Genomic DNA, 15,632 nt, shown 5'->3' with positions numbered 1-15,632 from the left:
ACAGGAGGGCAATTTATGGGACGTTTTACATTACCGAGAGACCTTTATCACGGAAAGGGATCGCTGGAGGAACTGAAAAACCTGAAAGGCTCGAAAGCCGTACTGGTAGTCGGCGGCGGATCCATGAAACGTTTTGGTTTTCTTGACAGGGCCGTTGAGTACCTGAGAGCGGCCGGCATGGAGGTGGAACTCTTTGAAAATGTCGAGCCGGATCCAAGCGTGGACACTGTTATGCGCGGTGCCGCGATGATGCAGGAATTTGGTCCGGACTGGATTGTAGCCATGGGAGGAGGCTCACCGATCGATGCTGCCAAAGCAATGTGGGCATTTTATGAGTATCCGAAAACCTCTTTTGAAGATCTGATCACACCGTTCAGCTTCCCGACATTACGTACGAAAGCCAGATTCTGTGCGATTCCTTCAACATCCGGAACAGCCACGGAAGTAACAGCATTCAGCGTTATCACAGACTACAGCAAAGGTATCAAATATCCACTCGCTGACTTTAATATCACACCGGATGTAGCGATCGTTGATCCGGAACTGGCGGAGAAAATGCCTCCTAAGCTTACGGCTCACACCGGCATGGATGCGATGACGCATGCGATTGAAGCTTATGTATCCACACTCCATTGCGATTATACAGATCCTCTCGCCCTTCATGCGATTAAAATGGTACATAATGACCTGAAAGCTTCCTATGACGGTGATATGGAAGCACGTGACCGCATGCACAACGCTCAGTGCCTGGCAGGAATGGCATTTTCCAATGCACTGCTCGGAATCGTACATTCGATGGCTCACAAGACGGGGGCCGCTTATACAGGCGGACACATTGTGCACGGCTGTGCCAACGCAATGTACCTTCCGAGAGTGATCCAGTACAACGCGAAGGTTCAGGAAGCCGCTGTTCGCTACGCTGAGATCGCAGACTTCATCGGTCTCGGAGGGGACAGCACGGATGAAAAAGTCGCGGCACTGGTAGCTGAGATTAAAAAGATGAATGCTTCCCTGGATATTCCGGATTCCATCAAAGAATACGAAGGCGGCATCATCGATGAGAAAGAATTCATGGAAAAACTTCCGGCTGTCGCAGAACTGGCGATCGGCGACGCCTGCACCGGTTCCAATCCTCGTGTTCCGGTTCAGGAAGAGATGGAAAAACTTCTCAAAGCCTGCTTCTATGGCGAAGATATCGATTTCTAAGTAAATGGATATGATGCCTGACGGCGTCATCATCATAAATGAAAGTCGATTGCTCCGTCTTTCGGGCTCCCGCAATCGCCGCCGGTATTCGCAATCCCCAAAAAGAAAATTTTTGGGGATTGCATTTTTTACGCAAACTGAGGATAATAAGGGTATCGAAAGACGAGGAGAGATGACAATCATGAAATTTGAGATTATCGAGGATTATATCACACAGTTTCCCATTTACCAGTATGCCCTTCTTGACACCCGGGAATTGGAATTCACGGACAAAGTGCGTACGATCTGTAAAAAAGAATGCTCCCGCTATGGAAGCTCCTGGTCCTGTCCGCCTGCAGTTGGATCAATTGAGAAATGCAGGGAAACCTGCCTGAAGTATCCAAAAGTACTGCTGTTTTCTTCCATTGCTGAAGTTGTGGATTATTCCGATATGGAACGTACACTGAAGTCAAAGCAGGAACATGAAAATATCACCAGGAAAATCGAGAAATTTCTCCGGCTGAATGCCGTTTCTTGTTATACACTGTCCACGGACTCCTGTTCTGCCTGTGAAAAATGTTCTTATCCAAAAAAATCATGCGTTCATCCGGAAATTATGCATCCCTGTATTGAAAGTCACGGAATTGTACTGACAAACACCATAGAACAACATCATATGGATTATTTCCTGGGTGAAAACATGGTCATCTGGTTCAGTCTGATCTTCCTTGAGGATGTATAATCTGGAAAGGCATACATATACTATATAATAAACGCCGGGAGTTCTTAGAGACTTGAAAAAAATCCCTTCCCTGCAGCGGGAGCTGGTCAGATCGCTGCAGATACCGAAAGACCTTGCACTACAGGAATCGCTTGTGACCTTGAGCGGAAGCAGTGAGATACTCGTTGAAAACTACCGCAGGATTCTGGAGTATGAAGAAAACATCATCCGAATCCTGCTGAAAAAGGGACGAATGAGGATTGAAGGAGAACATCTGTGCATCGCTTACTACAGCCGGGATGAAATGAAAATTACAGGGTTTATCCAGGCTGTTTTTTTTGACCGGTAGAGAGATACTTTCCGGGGATATAGGATATGAGGTGAGAATTTGATCCAGCAGTGTCTGCGTTACGCCAAAGGGTATGTACATATCAATTTTTACGGCGAGGAAAAAGAGCGGTTTTTAAACCTCTGTTCTGCAAATGATATTATCCTGTGGAAACTGATGCCGCAGGGCGAAGGGCAGATGGCCTGCATGAGCATCTCGGACTTTAAAAAACTTCGTCCGATATCCAGAAAAACGAAAATCAAAATCAGAATTGCAAAAAAACGAGGATTGCCCTTCTTTTTTCAAAAAAGCCGAAAAAGAAAGGCATTTTTTCTTGGAATCCTGTGTTTTTGCGCTCTCATCTATACGCTTTCTCTGCGCATCTGGAATATTCATGTAGACGGCAACATCACGTACAGCACACAGACGGTGTTGAAATATCTGGAACAGGAAAATATTCGGCACGGGATTCTGAAGAAGTCTGTCAACTGCGCCGAGGTGGCTTCCATGCTCCGGCGGGAATTCCCAAACATCACGTGGGTATCCGCCCGGATAGAAGGAACACGGCTTTTTCTTGAAATGAAAGAAAACTATAATCAGGAGCAGGAACAGCAGACGGTAGACCAGGAGAGTACTCCGTTGGATATCGTAGCAAAAAAAAGCGGAACGGTCATGTCGATCGTAACGCGCTCCGGTGTTCCGCTTGTGAAGGTGGGAGATCAGTTTAAAAAAGGCGATATCCTGGTCTCCGGAACACTGGAGATTAAAAATGATGCCCAGGAGACCGTCGGTTATGAGTACACCAGTGCGGATGCTGACCTTTATGCCAGAACCTCTTATTCTTATTACGATGAGTTTCCCATGGAATACGAGGAGCGTATCTATACGGAGGACCAGAAAGACTCCTGGTTTTTTACTGTTATGAATTACCGCGTAGATATCGGACCGTCTCCCCCTGAAGATCAGCGGTACGACCAGGTAGCCACGACACATCCGCTGTACCTTACGGAGAACTTCGTTCTGCCTTTTACCTACGGCACGATACAGACGCTGCCGTATCAGATCGAGGTCAGACAGTATACAAAAGAGGAGGCTGCGACGAAGGCAAATGCCAATCTCTACATGTTTTTGAAGAATTTAACACAAAAAGGGGTAGAAATATACCGTAAAAATGTTAAAATAGACACATCGGAATCAACATGCATCACGAAAGGAAAAATCCAGGTGACAGAAAAAATCACAACCACAGCGCCTGTGAAGATTCAGGAAGTGATACCGGAAAGGACATCTGAAGAATGAACAGTATGATTGAAGCAGTAATGCAGATACCGGCCGAACATGAGACGAACATTTTCGGTCAGTTTGATGAAAACATTAAAAAGATCGAACGGACATTAAACGTGACCATGATTTCGCGGGACGGACAGCTGAAGATGATCGGGCCTTCCACCAATGTAAAAAAGGCCCGGAGTATTCTGGAACAACTGGTTACACTGGCTGAGCGCGGCAATACGATAACCGGCCAGCAGGTGGATTATGCGGTTTCTCTTTCGATGGAAGAGAAGGAGTCTGCAATCGTTGAGATGGATAAAGACTGTATCTGCCATACCATCAACGGCCGTGCCGTGAAACCCAAAACATTGGGGCAGAAACAGTATGTGGACAGCATACGGAAAAATATGATTGTATTTGGAATCGGACCGGCAGGTACGGGAAAGACCTATCTGGCGATGGCTATGGCGATCACGGCGTTCCGCAACGATGAGGTCAATCGGATCATTCTGACACGCCCTGCCATAGAGGCCGGCGAGAAACTGGGTTTTCTTCCCGGAGACCTTCAGAGCAAGGTGGATCCCTATCTGCGGCCTCTCTATGACGCCCTGTATCAGATCATGGGGGCAGAGAGCTTTATGAAGAATATGGAAAAAGGGCTGATTGAAGTTGCTCCGCTTGCCTATATGCGCGGCAGGACTCTGGATAATGCATTTATCATTCTGGACGAAGCGCAGAACACAACGCCGGCTCAGATGAAAATGTTTCTGACACGTATTGGTTTCGGGTCCAAAGTGATCATTACAGGCGATGATACACAGAAAGACCTGCCGAAGGACACCCGCTCAGGACTCGATGTTGCGGTGCAGGTGCTCCGTAAGGTCGATGATATCTCTTTCTGCCAGCTGACAAGCAAGGATGTGGTGCGCCACCCGCTGGTTCAGAAAATTGTACAGGCATACGAAGCGTATGAAAAAAAGGCCAGGCCGGCAAAGAACAGCAAACGGACAGGCCGGCCGTAAAGGGGATAAGATGACAGTTTTTATTGAAAATGAGACCGGATGTGAGTTTCCATTTTCCTGCCAGCAGGTGGCGGAGGATGTGATATGCAAGGTGCTGGAGCAGGAAAACTGCCCGTACGATGCCGAAGTCAATATTGTGCTGACGGGAGAATATGAGATAAGGGAGACCAACCGGAACTTCCGAAACATCGACAGTGTGACGGATGTGCTGTCTTTTCCTGCGATCGATTTTGAAGCTCCCGCGGACTATACGATCATCGGGGAGCGTGCAGATGAATTTATCAACCCCGATACGGATCTACTGATGCTTGGCGACATTATGATCTGTATACCAAGGATGCTGCTGCAGGCAAAAGAGTACGGTCACGGGGTCAGGCGCGAATATGCATTTTTAATCGCACACAGCCTGCTGCATCTTCTGGGATATGACCACATGGAAGCAGAGGACGCGGCGGTAATGGAACAAAAGCAGGAGCAGGTGCTCGAACAGTTAAATATCACACGATAGGAGAATAACAAAATGAAGAAGAATGTAGTAAAAGTATTGATGTTGCTGACCGTATCAGCTCTGATGCTGAGCGGATGCAATAAGAAAGAAGAACCTTCTCCCGAACCGGAACCGACAGAAGAGGCACAGGCTGAAGAACCTGAGGAGGATGAGGGAGATATCATAGCACCGGAGACTCCGGAACCGGATGAGGAGATCATTCCGGAAGGAAAAGTGAAAAGTTATCTGACCGGAGAGTACGTCGATGAGGCGATCGGAAGAAGACGTCCTGTCGCAGTCATGCTGAACAATATCCAGGCCGCCATACCGCAGGCAGGGATTTCTAATGCCGGTGTCATATACGAGGCACCCGTGGAGGGCGGTATCACGCGTCTTATGGCAGTGATGGAGGACTATGACAATCTCGAAAAGATCGGCTCCATGAGAAGCTGCCGGGATTACTATATCTTCTATGCCGCAGGATTTAATGCCATCTATGTTCATTACGGACAGTCGGCATATGCCCTGCCGATCCTGGAACTTCCGGAAGTAAACAACTTAAGCGGTCTCGCCAGCTATACAGATTCGGTGTTTTACAGAACCAGCGACCGCAAGGCGCCGCACAATGCCTATACCAGCTTCGAAGGCATCCAGAAAGGAATCGAGATCTGCGGCTACAGTCAGGAATATGCGGACGGCTATGACGGATCGTATACATTCTGCAAAGTCGGAGATACCGTTGAACTCCCGGGAAACTGGAACGCAGAGATCGTCAAACCGGGTTACCAGTACAATGAACCATGGTTTGAATACAATGCCGAAGACGGATTGTACTACCGGTATCAGTACGGAGGAACTCAGATTGATGAACTCACGGGACAGCAGCTGGCCTGCAAAAACATCCTGCTTCAGTATTCCAGCTGGAGAAACTATGATGAGAACGGTTATCTGAATATCGATGTCGATGAACCGAATGAAGGAATCTACATTACCAATGGGAAGGCAATTCCTGTTTCCTGGAAAAAGCACGATCCGTGGGGTCCGACATATTATTATGACAGCAACGGCAATGAGATCACACTGAACACCGGAAAAACCTGGGTCTGCATCGTTCAGGATACTTACCGGGATCTGGTCTCTGTCACAGACCGTGATGGATTCACCGCTCCGATGGGACAAAGTGCGACTGATAAGGCGGCAAATGATGCAGCCGCAGCAGCAGATACCGAGTATTAGTCATATGGACAAAGCGGACGATCTGTTGTAGAATAGAGTCGATTGCTCCGTCCGGGACTTTCACAGTAAACGTATATGACGCCTGACGGCGTCATCACCATAAATGAAAGTCGATTGCTCCGTCCTTCGGACTCCCGCAATCGCCGCCGGTATTCGCAATCCGCGCTGCTGCGCTGCTCGCTCATACCGGCTTGCCCGCCAAATGGCCATGAATTCGCTCATGCAAGCATGGCTCATTCATGGCCGCCCGGCGGGACTTTCACAGTAAAGAAGCAGGTATGAAATTTTGAATATTCGAGAAAAACTAAAAGATAAAAAACGTATTGTGATCAAGATCGGTTCGTCTTCCCTGACGCATCCTCAGACGGGACGCCTGGATCTGATCAAACTTGAGATACTGGTCCGGGAGATCAGTGATCTCCGCAATCAGGGAAAGGATGTAGTGCTGGTATCATCAGGCGCGATCATGGTCGGCCGTGCTGCACTGGGGTTTAAGGAAAAACCCCGGAAACTGGAAGAAAAGCAGGCATGTGCGGCAGTCGGACAGGCCCGCCTGATGATGATCTATCAGAAACTGTTTTCAGAGTACAATCAGGTGGCCAGCCAGATCCTGATGACAAAAAACACGATGGTAGACAATCTGAACCGTAAAAATGCAAAGAATACCTTTGAGGAACTCTTAAAGCTCGGCGCGATTCCCATTGTCAATGAAAACGATACCATTTCCACCTATGAAATCGAGTTTGGTGATAACGACACATTATCTGCAGTCGTAGCCTCACTGATTGGTGCGGACCTTCTGATCCTGCTCTCAGACATTGACGGGCTGTTCACGGATGATCCGAGGCGGAATAAACAGGCACATTTTATTGACGTTGTAGAGTCCATCGATTCACACCTGATGGAGATGGGAAAAGGAACAACCGGCAGCACTGCGGGCACGGGAGGCATGGCAACAAAACTCACAGCCGCTAATCTCGCCACGAGTGCGGGGGCGGATATGATCATCGCGAATGGTGAAGATTTTCACGTGATTCACCGTATTCTCAGCGGAAAACCGTGCGGAACGCTGTTTCTGGCAAATCCCAAAGAGGAGTTTTATCTGATCGATTATATCGAGAAACTGCTGTAGCATAAACATGAAGGAGATTAGTAAAGAATGAATGAAATGGACATTACACGTATCAATGAACTGGCGCGCAAGGCAAAGTCCGTTGGTTTAACTCCCGAGGAAAAGCTGGAACAGTCAAAACTTCGGAAAGAATACATTGCCAGTATCAGGATGAACCTCCGGTCTCAGCTCGACAATATCGACATACAGGAACCGGATGGGTCTGTCATCAATCTGGGGGAAAAATATGGAGACAAAACAAAGCATTAGAAAACGGGTTTTTGAATACAGAAGACAGGCAGCACCCGCACAGCTGATATCCGACAGCCGCACAATCTGCGAAAAAATATTAAAGATGCCGGAATATCAAAACAGCGGGTGGCTGTATACATATATGGATTTCAATCGTGAAGTCTGTACCAGGGAACTGATCGAAGCCGCATGGGACGACGGAAAGCGGGTAGCAGTACCAAAAGTGGAAGGACGGGATATGACCTTCTATGAGATCACATCGTTTGACCAGCTCAGGCCGGGATATTTTCAGATACCGGAACCGGAAGGCTGCAGCGTATCCCAGGCGGAGGATGCGGTTATGATCGTACCCGGAGTTGCCTTCGATACCATGCGGCACCGCGTCGGATACGGACAGGGATTTTACGACAGGTATTTGAGCACACACCGCCTTCATAAAACGGTCGCTGTGGCTTTTGATTTTCAGGTCATGGAAAAAGTCCCGTGGGAAGATCTGGATGTGCTTCCGCAGATTCTTATCACACAGACCAGGATTTACAGACAGGAGGGTTTTCAATGATAGAGACAATTGGACGGCAGGCAAAAGCTGCAGAGCCGGTCATGCGCAACATGCAGACAGATACAAAAAATGAACTTTTATCAAACGTGGCAAAAGAGCTGGTTGCCCGGTCAGATCAGATTCTGGCCGCAAATGCCATTGATGTGGAGAACGGCAAAAAAGCCGGTATGTCCGTCGGACTTCTGGACCGGCTGGCACTGACGGAAGACAGGATCAGGGGAATGGCAGAAGGCATCTGTCAGCTCATTCAGCTGGATGATCCGATCGGGGAGGTCCTGCAGATGAAAAAGCGTCCCAATGGACTGATGATCGGACAGAAACGTGTGCCGCTCGGGGTTGTCGGTATTATCTACGAAGCGCGCCCGAATGTGACCGCAGACGCCTTTGGCCTTTGTTTTAAGACCGGAAATGTTGTGGTTTTGAAAGGCGGAAGCGACGCGATTCATTCCAACAAGGCCATCGTGGACTGTATCCGTGCCACCTTGAAACAGCACGCTGTTGATGAAAATGTGATTCAGCTCATAGAAGATACATCCCGTGAGACGACGACAGCGTTCATGAAGATGAACCGCTACATTGATGTGCTGATCCCGCGCGGAGGCGCCGGACTGATTCAGGCGGTCGTAAACAACAGCACGATACCGGTTATTGAGACCGGTACCGGAAACTGCCATATTTACGTGGATGAAAGCGCTGACCTTAAAATGGCCGTCGATATCATCCTGAATGCCAAGACCCAGCGGGTCGGCGTATGCAATGCCTGTGAATCTCTTCTGATTCATGAGAGCGTAAAGGACGCCCTGCTTCCGGTGCTTGCACAGCGACTGAAAGAAAATCACGTGGAAATGCGCGGGGATGATGCGGTCTGCGCGATTGTTCCGGATGTAAAAAAAGCGTCGGATGAGGACTGGGGAAAAGAGTATCTGGATTATATCATTTCCATCAAGACGGTGTCGTCCGTGGAAGAGGCGATCGCACACATCAACAGATATAACACCGGACACTCCGAGGCAATCGTAACATCCAGCTACCAGAATGCTCAGAAATTCCTGGATGAGGTAGATGCAGCGGCGGTCTATGTAAACGCATCCACGCGCTATACAGATGGATTTGAATTCGGTTTTGGTGCCGAGATCGGTATCAGCACACAGAAGCTGCATGCCAGGGGACCGATGGGACTTACGGCACTCACAACGACAAAATATATTATCTATGGAAGCGGACAGGTCCGTCCGTGAGGTGATAACATCAGGATGTTGCAGATTTTAACAGGTCTGCAGCATCTTCTTTTGTTGCTCTGGCATAAACATCTGTTATCACACATATATATAACAGTGGAAAAATTCACTTGAAAACATGCGGACAGACTTGTTATAATTGCAGTTGTTACAGAAATCTTGACGATCGATAGAGGATAAAGGATGGAAAACAAAACGACAGAAATGACATACGGCGCAGTTCCGTCCACGGAACCACAGCGTCAGTATTATTATATTGAAAAAGCTAAAGAATATGTGCGGGATCGCGCGCAGGTCTTAAACAGGCCTCTTACTTTCTGCGTCAACACCTTCGGGTGTCAGATGAATGCCAGAGATTCTGAAAAGCTGGAAGGTATTCTTGAGGCGATCGGTTACGAAAAAAGCGATGAGAATCATGCGGATTTTGTCGTGTACAATACCTGCACGGTCAGGGAAAATGCGAACCAGCGTGTCTACGGCCGGTTAGGCTACCTGCACAGTCTGAAGAAGAAAAATCCTCATATGATGATCGGACTCTGCGGCTGTATGATGCAGGAAGCCCAGGTCGTCGAAAAAATCAAAAAGAGTTACCGTTTTGTCGATCTGATTTTCGGGACGCACAACATCTACAAATTCGCCGAGCTTCTGGTAAATCGCTTCGAGTCCGAACGAATGGTGATCGATATCTGGGAAGATACGGACAAGATTGTGGAAGACCTCCCGGCAGACCGGAAATACCCGTTCAAATCGGGGGTCAACATCATGTTTGGATGCAATAATTTCTGCAGTTACTGTATCGTGCCATACGTAAGAGGGAGAGAGCGCAGCCGCAATCCCAAGGACATCATCCGCGAGATTGAACGCCTGGTGTCGGACGGTGTCGTGGAGGTGATGCTTCTCGGACAGAATGTAAACTCCTATGGAAAAAATCTGGAACATCCCATGACGTTTGCTCAGCTTTTGACGGAGATTGAACAGGTGGAAGGTCTGAAACGCATCCGTTTTATGACTTCTCACCCGAAAGACCTGTCGGATGAACTGATCGGGGTCATGGCAGGAAGCAGCAAAATATGCCCTCACCTTCACCTTCCGCTGCAGTCAGGGAGCTCACGGATCCTGAAGGAGATGAATCGTCGTTATACAAAGGAGCAGTACCTGAACCTCGTCGATAAGATCCGCGCCGCAGTGCCGGACATCTCTCTGACCACCGATATCATAGTCGGTTTCCCGGGAGAGACGGAAGAGGATTTCGAGGAGACGCTGGATGTTGTGCGAAGGGTGCGCTATGACAGTGCCTTTACCTTCATATATTCCAAACGGACAGGCACTCCTGCCGCGGTGATGGAGGATCAGGTGCCGGAACATGTCGTAAAAGAACGGTTTGACCGGCTGCTTGGGGAGGTTCAGAGAATCTCCGAAGAAATGACTTCCCGCCATACCGGAAAAGTTCAGACCGTTCTGGCTGAGGAAATGAACAGCCACGATGCCAGTCTCGTGACCGGCAGGCTGGGAAATAATGTTTTGGTTCATTTTCCGGGAACAGCGGAAGATATAGGCAGACTGATCGATGTTTCACTGGATGAATGCCGTGGATTTTATTACATGGGCAGCCGAATAACGAAAGAATAATGGGACGGAAAAAACAATGAATGTGACAAATCTCTCACCAATGATGCAGCAGTATGTGTCGACAAAAGAAGCCTATAAAGACTGTATTCTGTTTTTCAGACTGGGTGACTTTTATGAAATGTTTTTTGAAGACGCGCTGCTGGTCACAAAAGAACTGGAGATCACACTGACCGGGAAAGACTGCGGACTGGAAGAACGCGCCCCGATGTGCGGGGTTCCGTACCACGCTGCAGAGACATATATCAACCGGCTGATAGAAAAGGGCTATAAAGTAGCAATCTGTGAGCAGACGGAAGACCCGAAACAGACAAAAGGCCTGGTAAGGCGTGAAGTGGTCAGGATCGTAACTCCCGGTACAAATCTGAATACCCAAAGCCTCGATGAGACACGCAACAACTATATCATGTCTGTCGTATACCTCGGGGATACATACGGCATCTGTCTTGCAGATGTCACAACCGGCGACTGCTCCTTGACAGAAGTGGATAAGGAGCGCAAGCTTCTCGATGAGATTCACAAATTTGCCCCGGCAGAGATCATCTGTAATCATGCATTTTTTGTCAGCGGGATTGATCTGGAGGATCTGAAAAGCCGACTGGGTATCTGCATCTATTCTCTGGATGCATGGTATTTTGATGACGAATTGTGCAAACGCACGCTGATGGATCATTTTCAGACGATCACACTGTCCGGCCTTGGTCTTGCCGATTATCCAAACGGAATCATTGCCGCAGGCGCCTTGTTTCAGTATCTGTTTGAGACGCAGAAAAATTCGCTCTCACATATGACGGAGATCACCCCGTACCTTGCTGACAGATATATGATGATCGACAGCTCCAGCCGTCGAAATCTGGAACTTGTTGAGACGCTCCGCGAAAAACAGAAACGCGGTTCCCTCCTCTGGGTTCTGGATAAGACAAAAACAGCGATGGGTGCCCGTCTGCTGCGCAGCTATGTCGAACAGCCTCTGATCGATGCGGACGATATCAATGAGCGTCTGGATGCCGTGGAAGAGCTGAATAAAAAGGCGATCATAAGGGATGAGATACGGGAATATCTGAATCCCGTTTACGATATGGAGCGGCTGGTGAGCCGGATCAGTTATCAGTCGGCGAACCCGCGTGATCTTATCGCGTTCAAATCTTCCCTCTCCATGCTGCCGCATATCCGTCAGCTGCTGAAGGAGTTTGAGAGTCCTCTTCTGGTGAAATTATATCAGCAGATGGATGCGCTGGAAGACCTGTTTACCCTGCTGGAAAACTCCATCCAGGAAGAACCTCCGCTGGCGCTGAAAGAGGGGGGGATTATCAAGGATGGTTTCCACGAGGATGTCGATCACTACCGTCAGGGAAAAACGGAGGGAAAGACGTGGCTTGCACAGCTGGAAGCTGAGGAACGTGAAAAAACAGGAATACGCAATCTGAAGATCAAATACAACAAGGTATTCGGTTATTATCTGGAAGTCACGAACTCTTTTAAAGATATGGTTCCCGACTACTATACGAGGAAACAGACCCTGACCAACGCCGAACGGTATATCACACCGCGGCTGAAGGAACTGGAGGATATGATTCTCGGAGCAGAGGATAAGCTGTACGCGCTGGAGTATCAGCTGTTCTGCGAGGTCAGAGATACACTGGCCAAAGAGATGACCCGAATCCGGGAGACTGCCCGCGCGATCGCATGCACCGATGTGTTTGCCTCCATGTCAGTAGTCTCGATGCACAATCATTATGTGAGACCGAGGATCAATACCAAAGGAATCATCGATATCAAAGGCGGGCGTCATCCGGTCGTGGAAAAAATGATCACAAACGACATGTTTATTCCAAATGACACGTATCTGGATAATTCCGCAAGCCGTATCTCTGTGATCACCGGTCCGAATATGGCTGGAAAATCGACGTATATGAGACAGACGGCTCTGATCGTCCTGATGGCGCAGATCGGCTGTTTTGTCCCGGCGGACAAAGCGAAGATCGGAATTGTGGACCGCATCTTTACGAGAGTCGGTGCCTCTGACGATCTTGCGAGCGGACAGAGTACCTTCATGGTTGAAATGACAGAGGTGGCTACGATCCTCCGTAATGCGACGGCAGACAGCCTTCTGATCCTGGATGAGATCGGGCGCGGCACGAGTACTTTTGACGGGTTGAGCATCGCATGGGCGGTCATCGAACACATCAGCAATCCCAAACTGCTCGGCGCCAAAACACTGTTCGCCACGCATTATCACGAACTGACAGAACTGGAAGGCAAGCTGCCGGGGGTCAATAATTACTGCATCGCAGTGAAAGAAAAGGGAGACGATATCGTTTTTCTGAGAAAAATCATCAAGGGCGGTGCAGACAAGAGTTACGGTATTCAGGTGGCAAAACTCGCCGGTGTTCCCGACTCTGTGATCGAACGCGCGAAGGAACTGGTGGAAGAGCTTAGCAACGCAGACATACTGGCCGCCGTCAAGGATCTGACGAAATCCACGAAGACAAAGAAACAGACGGTACATTACGATGAAGTGGATATGGAACAGATTTCTCTGTTTGACACCGTACAGAATGACGATATTATAGAAGAACTGGGCCAGCTGGATATCAGCAACCTGACTCCCATGGATGCACTCAACACCATCTACAGGCTCCAGAACAAGATTAAGAATCGATGGTGAATTTTATGAATAAAATCTCTTTATTGGACCAGAATACAATAGACAAAATTGCGGCAGGTGAAGTTGTCGAAAGACCCTCCTCCATCGTGAAGGAGCTGGTGGAAAATGCCGTGGATGCCAGATCATCAGCGATCACGGTGGAGATCAGGGAGGGCGGCACCTCTTTCATCCGTATCACAGATAACGGAATGGGAATACCGAAAGAGCAGGTACCCCTGGCTTTTCTGCGCCATGCCACCAGTAAGATACAGACGATTGACGACCTGCTTCAGATCGCCTCTCTCGGATTCCGCGGTGAAGCATTATCCAGTATCGCTGCGGTATCACAGGTTGAACTGATCACGAAAACACCGGATGCACTGACCGGGACAAGATATCTGATCGAGGGAGGCATGGAAAAAGGGCTGGAAGAGATCGGCGCTCCTCAGGGAACGACATTTCTGGTGAGGAACCTGTTTTATAATACGCCGGCACGCGCTAAGTTCCTGAAATCTCCCGCGACGGAGGGCTCTTACATTGGAAGTATCATGGAACAGATGGCGCTTTCCCATCCGGAGATTTCTTTTAAATACATGCAGAACGGTCAGACAAAACTACACACTTCAGGAAACGGAAATTTCAAAGAAGTGATTTACCAGATTTACGGACGCGACATCACAAAAGAACTGCTGGAGATCGATACGGCCGGGGATGGAATCCGTATCACCGGATTTATTGGAAAACCTTCCATATCACGCGGAAACCGTACCTTTGAGAACTATTATGTGAATGGCCGGTATGTGAAGAACAAGATGATCACAAAAGCGATCGAGGACGGCTACCGTTCCTTCATGATGCAGCATAAATTTCCCTTCACCTCACTGTTCATCACCGTGAATTCAGAGAATGTCGACGTCAATGTACATCCGTCGAAGATGGAAGTCCGTTTCGAGAAGACAGACCTGGTATATCAGACCTTATACCGCGCGATCTGCGATGCCCTCACTGAAAAGGAACTGATACCGGAGGTTTCCTTCACACCTAAAAAAGACCGTGTAAAAGAATCTTCCAGACCGTCTGTCCCGGAACCATTTGAAATCAGACGCCGTGAAATGCTGCGGGAGACTCCGGCGTACGCGCCTGCTCCAGCAGACATGCCTGTCTCTGAGAATACACCGGTTCCCACGGATACGCCTTCCTCGCCTGCCGTACAGCAGCCCATTGCAAAGGATGCAGAAACTTCCGCTGCTTCGGGAGAATCAGCCGCTCTGAACAGGCCGGTTGTCTCAGAGAGTGTCCAGGTGAAACAGGACGGTCAGCTCTCCATGTTCGAGGACAAAAAACTGCTGTCGGAGAATTCACGGAGCCTGCACAGACTCATTGGTCAGGTGTTTTCCACCTACTGGCTGGTGGAGATGGAGGAGAAACTGTTCATCATCGACCAGCACGCCGCACACGAAAAGGTGCTCTATGAAAAGATGATGGCGGATCTGCGCGGCAAGCAGATTACTTCACAGTATCTTGCTGTCCCGATCATCATCTCCTTAAACCTTCAGCAGCTGGCGCTGATGAGAAAGCACGAGGGGCTCTTCAGAGAGATGGGGTTCGAACTGGAGGCGTTTGGCGGCAAAGAGTATACCGTACGTGCAGTGCCCTATAACCTCTTCGGAATCGCCGACGAGACACTGCTGGTCGAGCTGATCGACAGTATGGAAGAGGAGACGGCCGGTTCCGTGACACTTGAAATCTTCGTGGAAAAACTCGCCGTCATGGCCTGCAAAGCAGCTGTCAAAGGAAACCAGAAACTGTCGTTTCGCGAGGCACAGGTCCTGATTGATCAGCTGCTCACACTGGAAAACCCGTATAACTGCCCGCATGGCAGACCTACGATCATCTCCATGAGCAGGTATGAACTGGAAAAGAAATTTAAAAGAATCGTATAGGACGA

Annotated in this window: 15 protein-coding genes; 14 read left to right on the top strand and 1 reads right to left on the bottom strand. The window is 48.8% G+C overall.

What is annotated here, in order from left to right; genetic code table 11:
• Window positions 1-15 precede the first annotated feature (15 nt).
• The 7 genes from NQ502_RS19210 to NQ502_RS19180 all read left to right on the top strand — a co-directional run bounded on the left by NQ502_RS19210 (window position 16) and on the right by NQ502_RS19180 (window position 6,251).
• Window positions 16-1,206, top strand: a complete 1,191-nt coding sequence (locus NQ502_RS19210; protein WP_028529732.1) for an iron-containing alcohol dehydrogenase — start codon at window positions 16-18, stop codon at window positions 1,204-1,206.
• A 181-nt stretch (window positions 1,207-1,387) separates the two neighbouring features.
• The gene (locus NQ502_RS19205) at window positions 1,388-1,927 is read left to right on the top strand and encodes a DUF2284 domain-containing protein (protein WP_049898373.1); all 540 of its coding nucleotides are present in this window, start codon (window positions 1,388-1,390) and stop codon (window positions 1,925-1,927) included.
• 52 nt (window positions 1,928-1,979) lie between these two features.
• On the top strand, window positions 1,980-2,255 hold the full coding sequence (locus tag NQ502_RS19200) for a YabP/YqfC family sporulation protein (RefSeq protein WP_028529734.1): 276 nt from the start codon (window positions 1,980-1,982) through the stop codon (window positions 2,253-2,255).
• A gap of 39 nt (window positions 2,256-2,294) precedes the next feature.
• The gene (gene yqfD, locus NQ502_RS19195) at window positions 2,295-3,533 is read left to right on the top strand and encodes a sporulation protein YqfD (protein ID WP_044983511.1); all 1,239 of its coding nucleotides are present in this window, start codon (window positions 2,295-2,297) and stop codon (window positions 3,531-3,533) included.
• Entirely contained in the window at window positions 3,530-4,528 is a 999-nt protein-coding gene (locus NQ502_RS19190; protein ID WP_028529735.1) for a PhoH family protein, read from the top strand. Before yqfD ends, NQ502_RS19190 begins: the two co-directional genes overlap by 4 nt.
• Before the next feature lie 10 nt (window positions 4,529-4,538).
• Window positions 4,539-5,036: an rRNA maturation RNase YbeY gene (gene ybeY / locus NQ502_RS19185; RefSeq protein ID WP_028529736.1), complete on the top strand. Its 498-nt coding sequence runs from the start codon at window positions 4,539-4,541 to the stop codon at window positions 5,034-5,036.
• Between the two features lie 12 nt (window positions 5,037-5,048).
• Window positions 5,049-6,251, top strand: a complete 1,203-nt coding sequence (locus tag NQ502_RS19180) for a DUF3048 domain-containing protein (RefSeq protein ID WP_049898375.1) — start codon at window positions 5,049-5,051, stop codon at window positions 6,249-6,251.
• Between the two features lie 60 nt (window positions 6,252-6,311).
• Here the strand turns inward: NQ502_RS19180 and NQ502_RS19175 are convergent, their stop codons facing one another.
• Window positions 6,312-6,473, bottom strand: coding sequence for a hypothetical protein (locus NQ502_RS19175; protein ID WP_156887913.1), 162 nt, complete (start codon window positions 6,471-6,473; stop codon window positions 6,312-6,314).
• A 64-nt stretch (window positions 6,474-6,537) separates the two neighbouring features.
• Between NQ502_RS19175 and proB the strand changes: the two genes are divergently transcribed.
• The 7 genes from proB (at window position 6,538) to mutL (ending at window position 15,627) form a co-directional block, all read left to right on the top strand.
• Entirely contained in the window at window positions 6,538-7,383 is an 846-nt protein-coding gene (gene proB / locus NQ502_RS19170) for a glutamate 5-kinase (protein ID WP_028529737.1), read from the top strand.
• Between the two features lie 27 nt (window positions 7,384-7,410).
• Window positions 7,411-7,632, top strand: a complete 222-nt coding sequence (locus NQ502_RS19165; protein ID WP_028529738.1) for a DUF896 domain-containing protein — start codon at window positions 7,411-7,413, stop codon at window positions 7,630-7,632.
• Window positions 7,610-8,173, top strand: coding sequence for a 5-formyltetrahydrofolate cyclo-ligase (locus NQ502_RS19160; RefSeq protein ID WP_028529739.1), 564 nt, complete (start codon window positions 7,610-7,612; stop codon window positions 8,171-8,173). The genes NQ502_RS19165 and NQ502_RS19160 overlap by 23 nt, the downstream gene beginning before the upstream one ends.
• Window positions 8,170-9,411: a glutamate-5-semialdehyde dehydrogenase gene (locus tag NQ502_RS19155; RefSeq protein ID WP_028529740.1), complete on the top strand. Its 1,242-nt coding sequence runs from the start codon at window positions 8,170-8,172 to the stop codon at window positions 9,409-9,411. The genes NQ502_RS19160 and NQ502_RS19155 overlap by 4 nt, the downstream gene beginning before the upstream one ends.
• 183 nt (window positions 9,412-9,594) lie before the next feature.
• Window positions 9,595-11,040 (top strand): tRNA (N6-isopentenyl adenosine(37)-C2)-methylthiotransferase MiaB, encoded by a 1,446-nt coding sequence (gene miaB, locus NQ502_RS19150; protein WP_028529741.1) that lies wholly within the window; start codon window positions 9,595-9,597, stop codon window positions 11,038-11,040.
• A gap of 16 nt (window positions 11,041-11,056) precedes the next feature.
• A complete protein-coding gene (gene mutS, locus NQ502_RS19145) occupies window positions 11,057-13,705 on the top strand; it encodes a DNA mismatch repair protein MutS (RefSeq protein WP_044983512.1) in 2,649 nt (882 codons plus the stop codon).
• A gap of 5 nt (window positions 13,706-13,710) precedes the next feature.
• On the top strand, window positions 13,711-15,627 hold the full coding sequence (gene mutL / locus NQ502_RS19140; protein ID WP_028529743.1) for a DNA mismatch repair endonuclease MutL: 1,917 nt from the start codon (window positions 13,711-13,713) through the stop codon (window positions 15,625-15,627).
• Window positions 15,628-15,632: the final 5 nt, after the last annotated feature.

Origin of the sequence: Ruminococcus gauvreauii (genome assembly GCF_025151995.1) — a bacterium.
In the GTDB taxonomy this organism is placed as follows: Bacteria; Bacillota; Clostridia; order Lachnospirales; family Lachnospiraceae; genus Ruminococcus_G; species Ruminococcus_G gauvreauii.
Note: the sequence above shows the minus strand (reverse complement) of the source record. Positions and strands in the feature narration are given on the sequence as shown.

Excerpts from the sequence above, each read along its gene's own strand:
- NQ502_RS19210 (WP_028529732.1), top strand. The coding sequence starts at position 16 with ATGGGACGTTTTACATTACCGAGAGACCTTTATCACGGAAAGGGATCG.
- NQ502_RS19205 (WP_049898373.1), top strand. The coding sequence starts at position 1,388 with ATGAAATTTGAGATTATCGAGGATTATATCACACAGTTTCCCATTTAC.
- NQ502_RS19190 (WP_028529735.1), top strand. The coding sequence starts at position 3,530 with ATGAACAGTATGATTGAAGCAGTAATGCAGATACCGGCCGAACATGAG.
- ybeY (WP_028529736.1), top strand. The coding sequence starts at position 4,539 with ATGACAGTTTTTATTGAAAATGAGACCGGATGTGAGTTTCCATTTTCC.
- NQ502_RS19180 (WP_049898375.1), top strand. The coding sequence starts at position 5,049 with ATGAAGAAGAATGTAGTAAAAGTATTGATGTTGCTGACCGTATCAGCT.
- NQ502_RS19175 (WP_156887913.1), bottom strand. The coding sequence starts at position 6,473 with ATGAGCGAATTCATGGCCATTTGGCGGGCAAGCCGGTATGAGCGAGCA.
- NQ502_RS19165 (WP_028529738.1), top strand. The coding sequence starts at position 7,411 with ATGAATGAAATGGACATTACACGTATCAATGAACTGGCGCGCAAGGCA.
- NQ502_RS19160 (WP_028529739.1), top strand. The coding sequence starts at position 7,610 with ATGGAGACAAAACAAAGCATTAGAAAACGGGTTTTTGAATACAGAAGA.
- NQ502_RS19155 (WP_028529740.1), top strand. The coding sequence starts at position 8,170 with ATGATAGAGACAATTGGACGGCAGGCAAAAGCTGCAGAGCCGGTCATG.
- miaB (WP_028529741.1), top strand. The coding sequence starts at position 9,595 with ATGGAAAACAAAACGACAGAAATGACATACGGCGCAGTTCCGTCCACG.
- mutS (WP_044983512.1), top strand. The coding sequence starts at position 11,057 with ATGAATGTGACAAATCTCTCACCAATGATGCAGCAGTATGTGTCGACA.
- mutL (WP_028529743.1), top strand. The coding sequence starts at position 13,711 with ATGAATAAAATCTCTTTATTGGACCAGAATACAATAGACAAAATTGCG.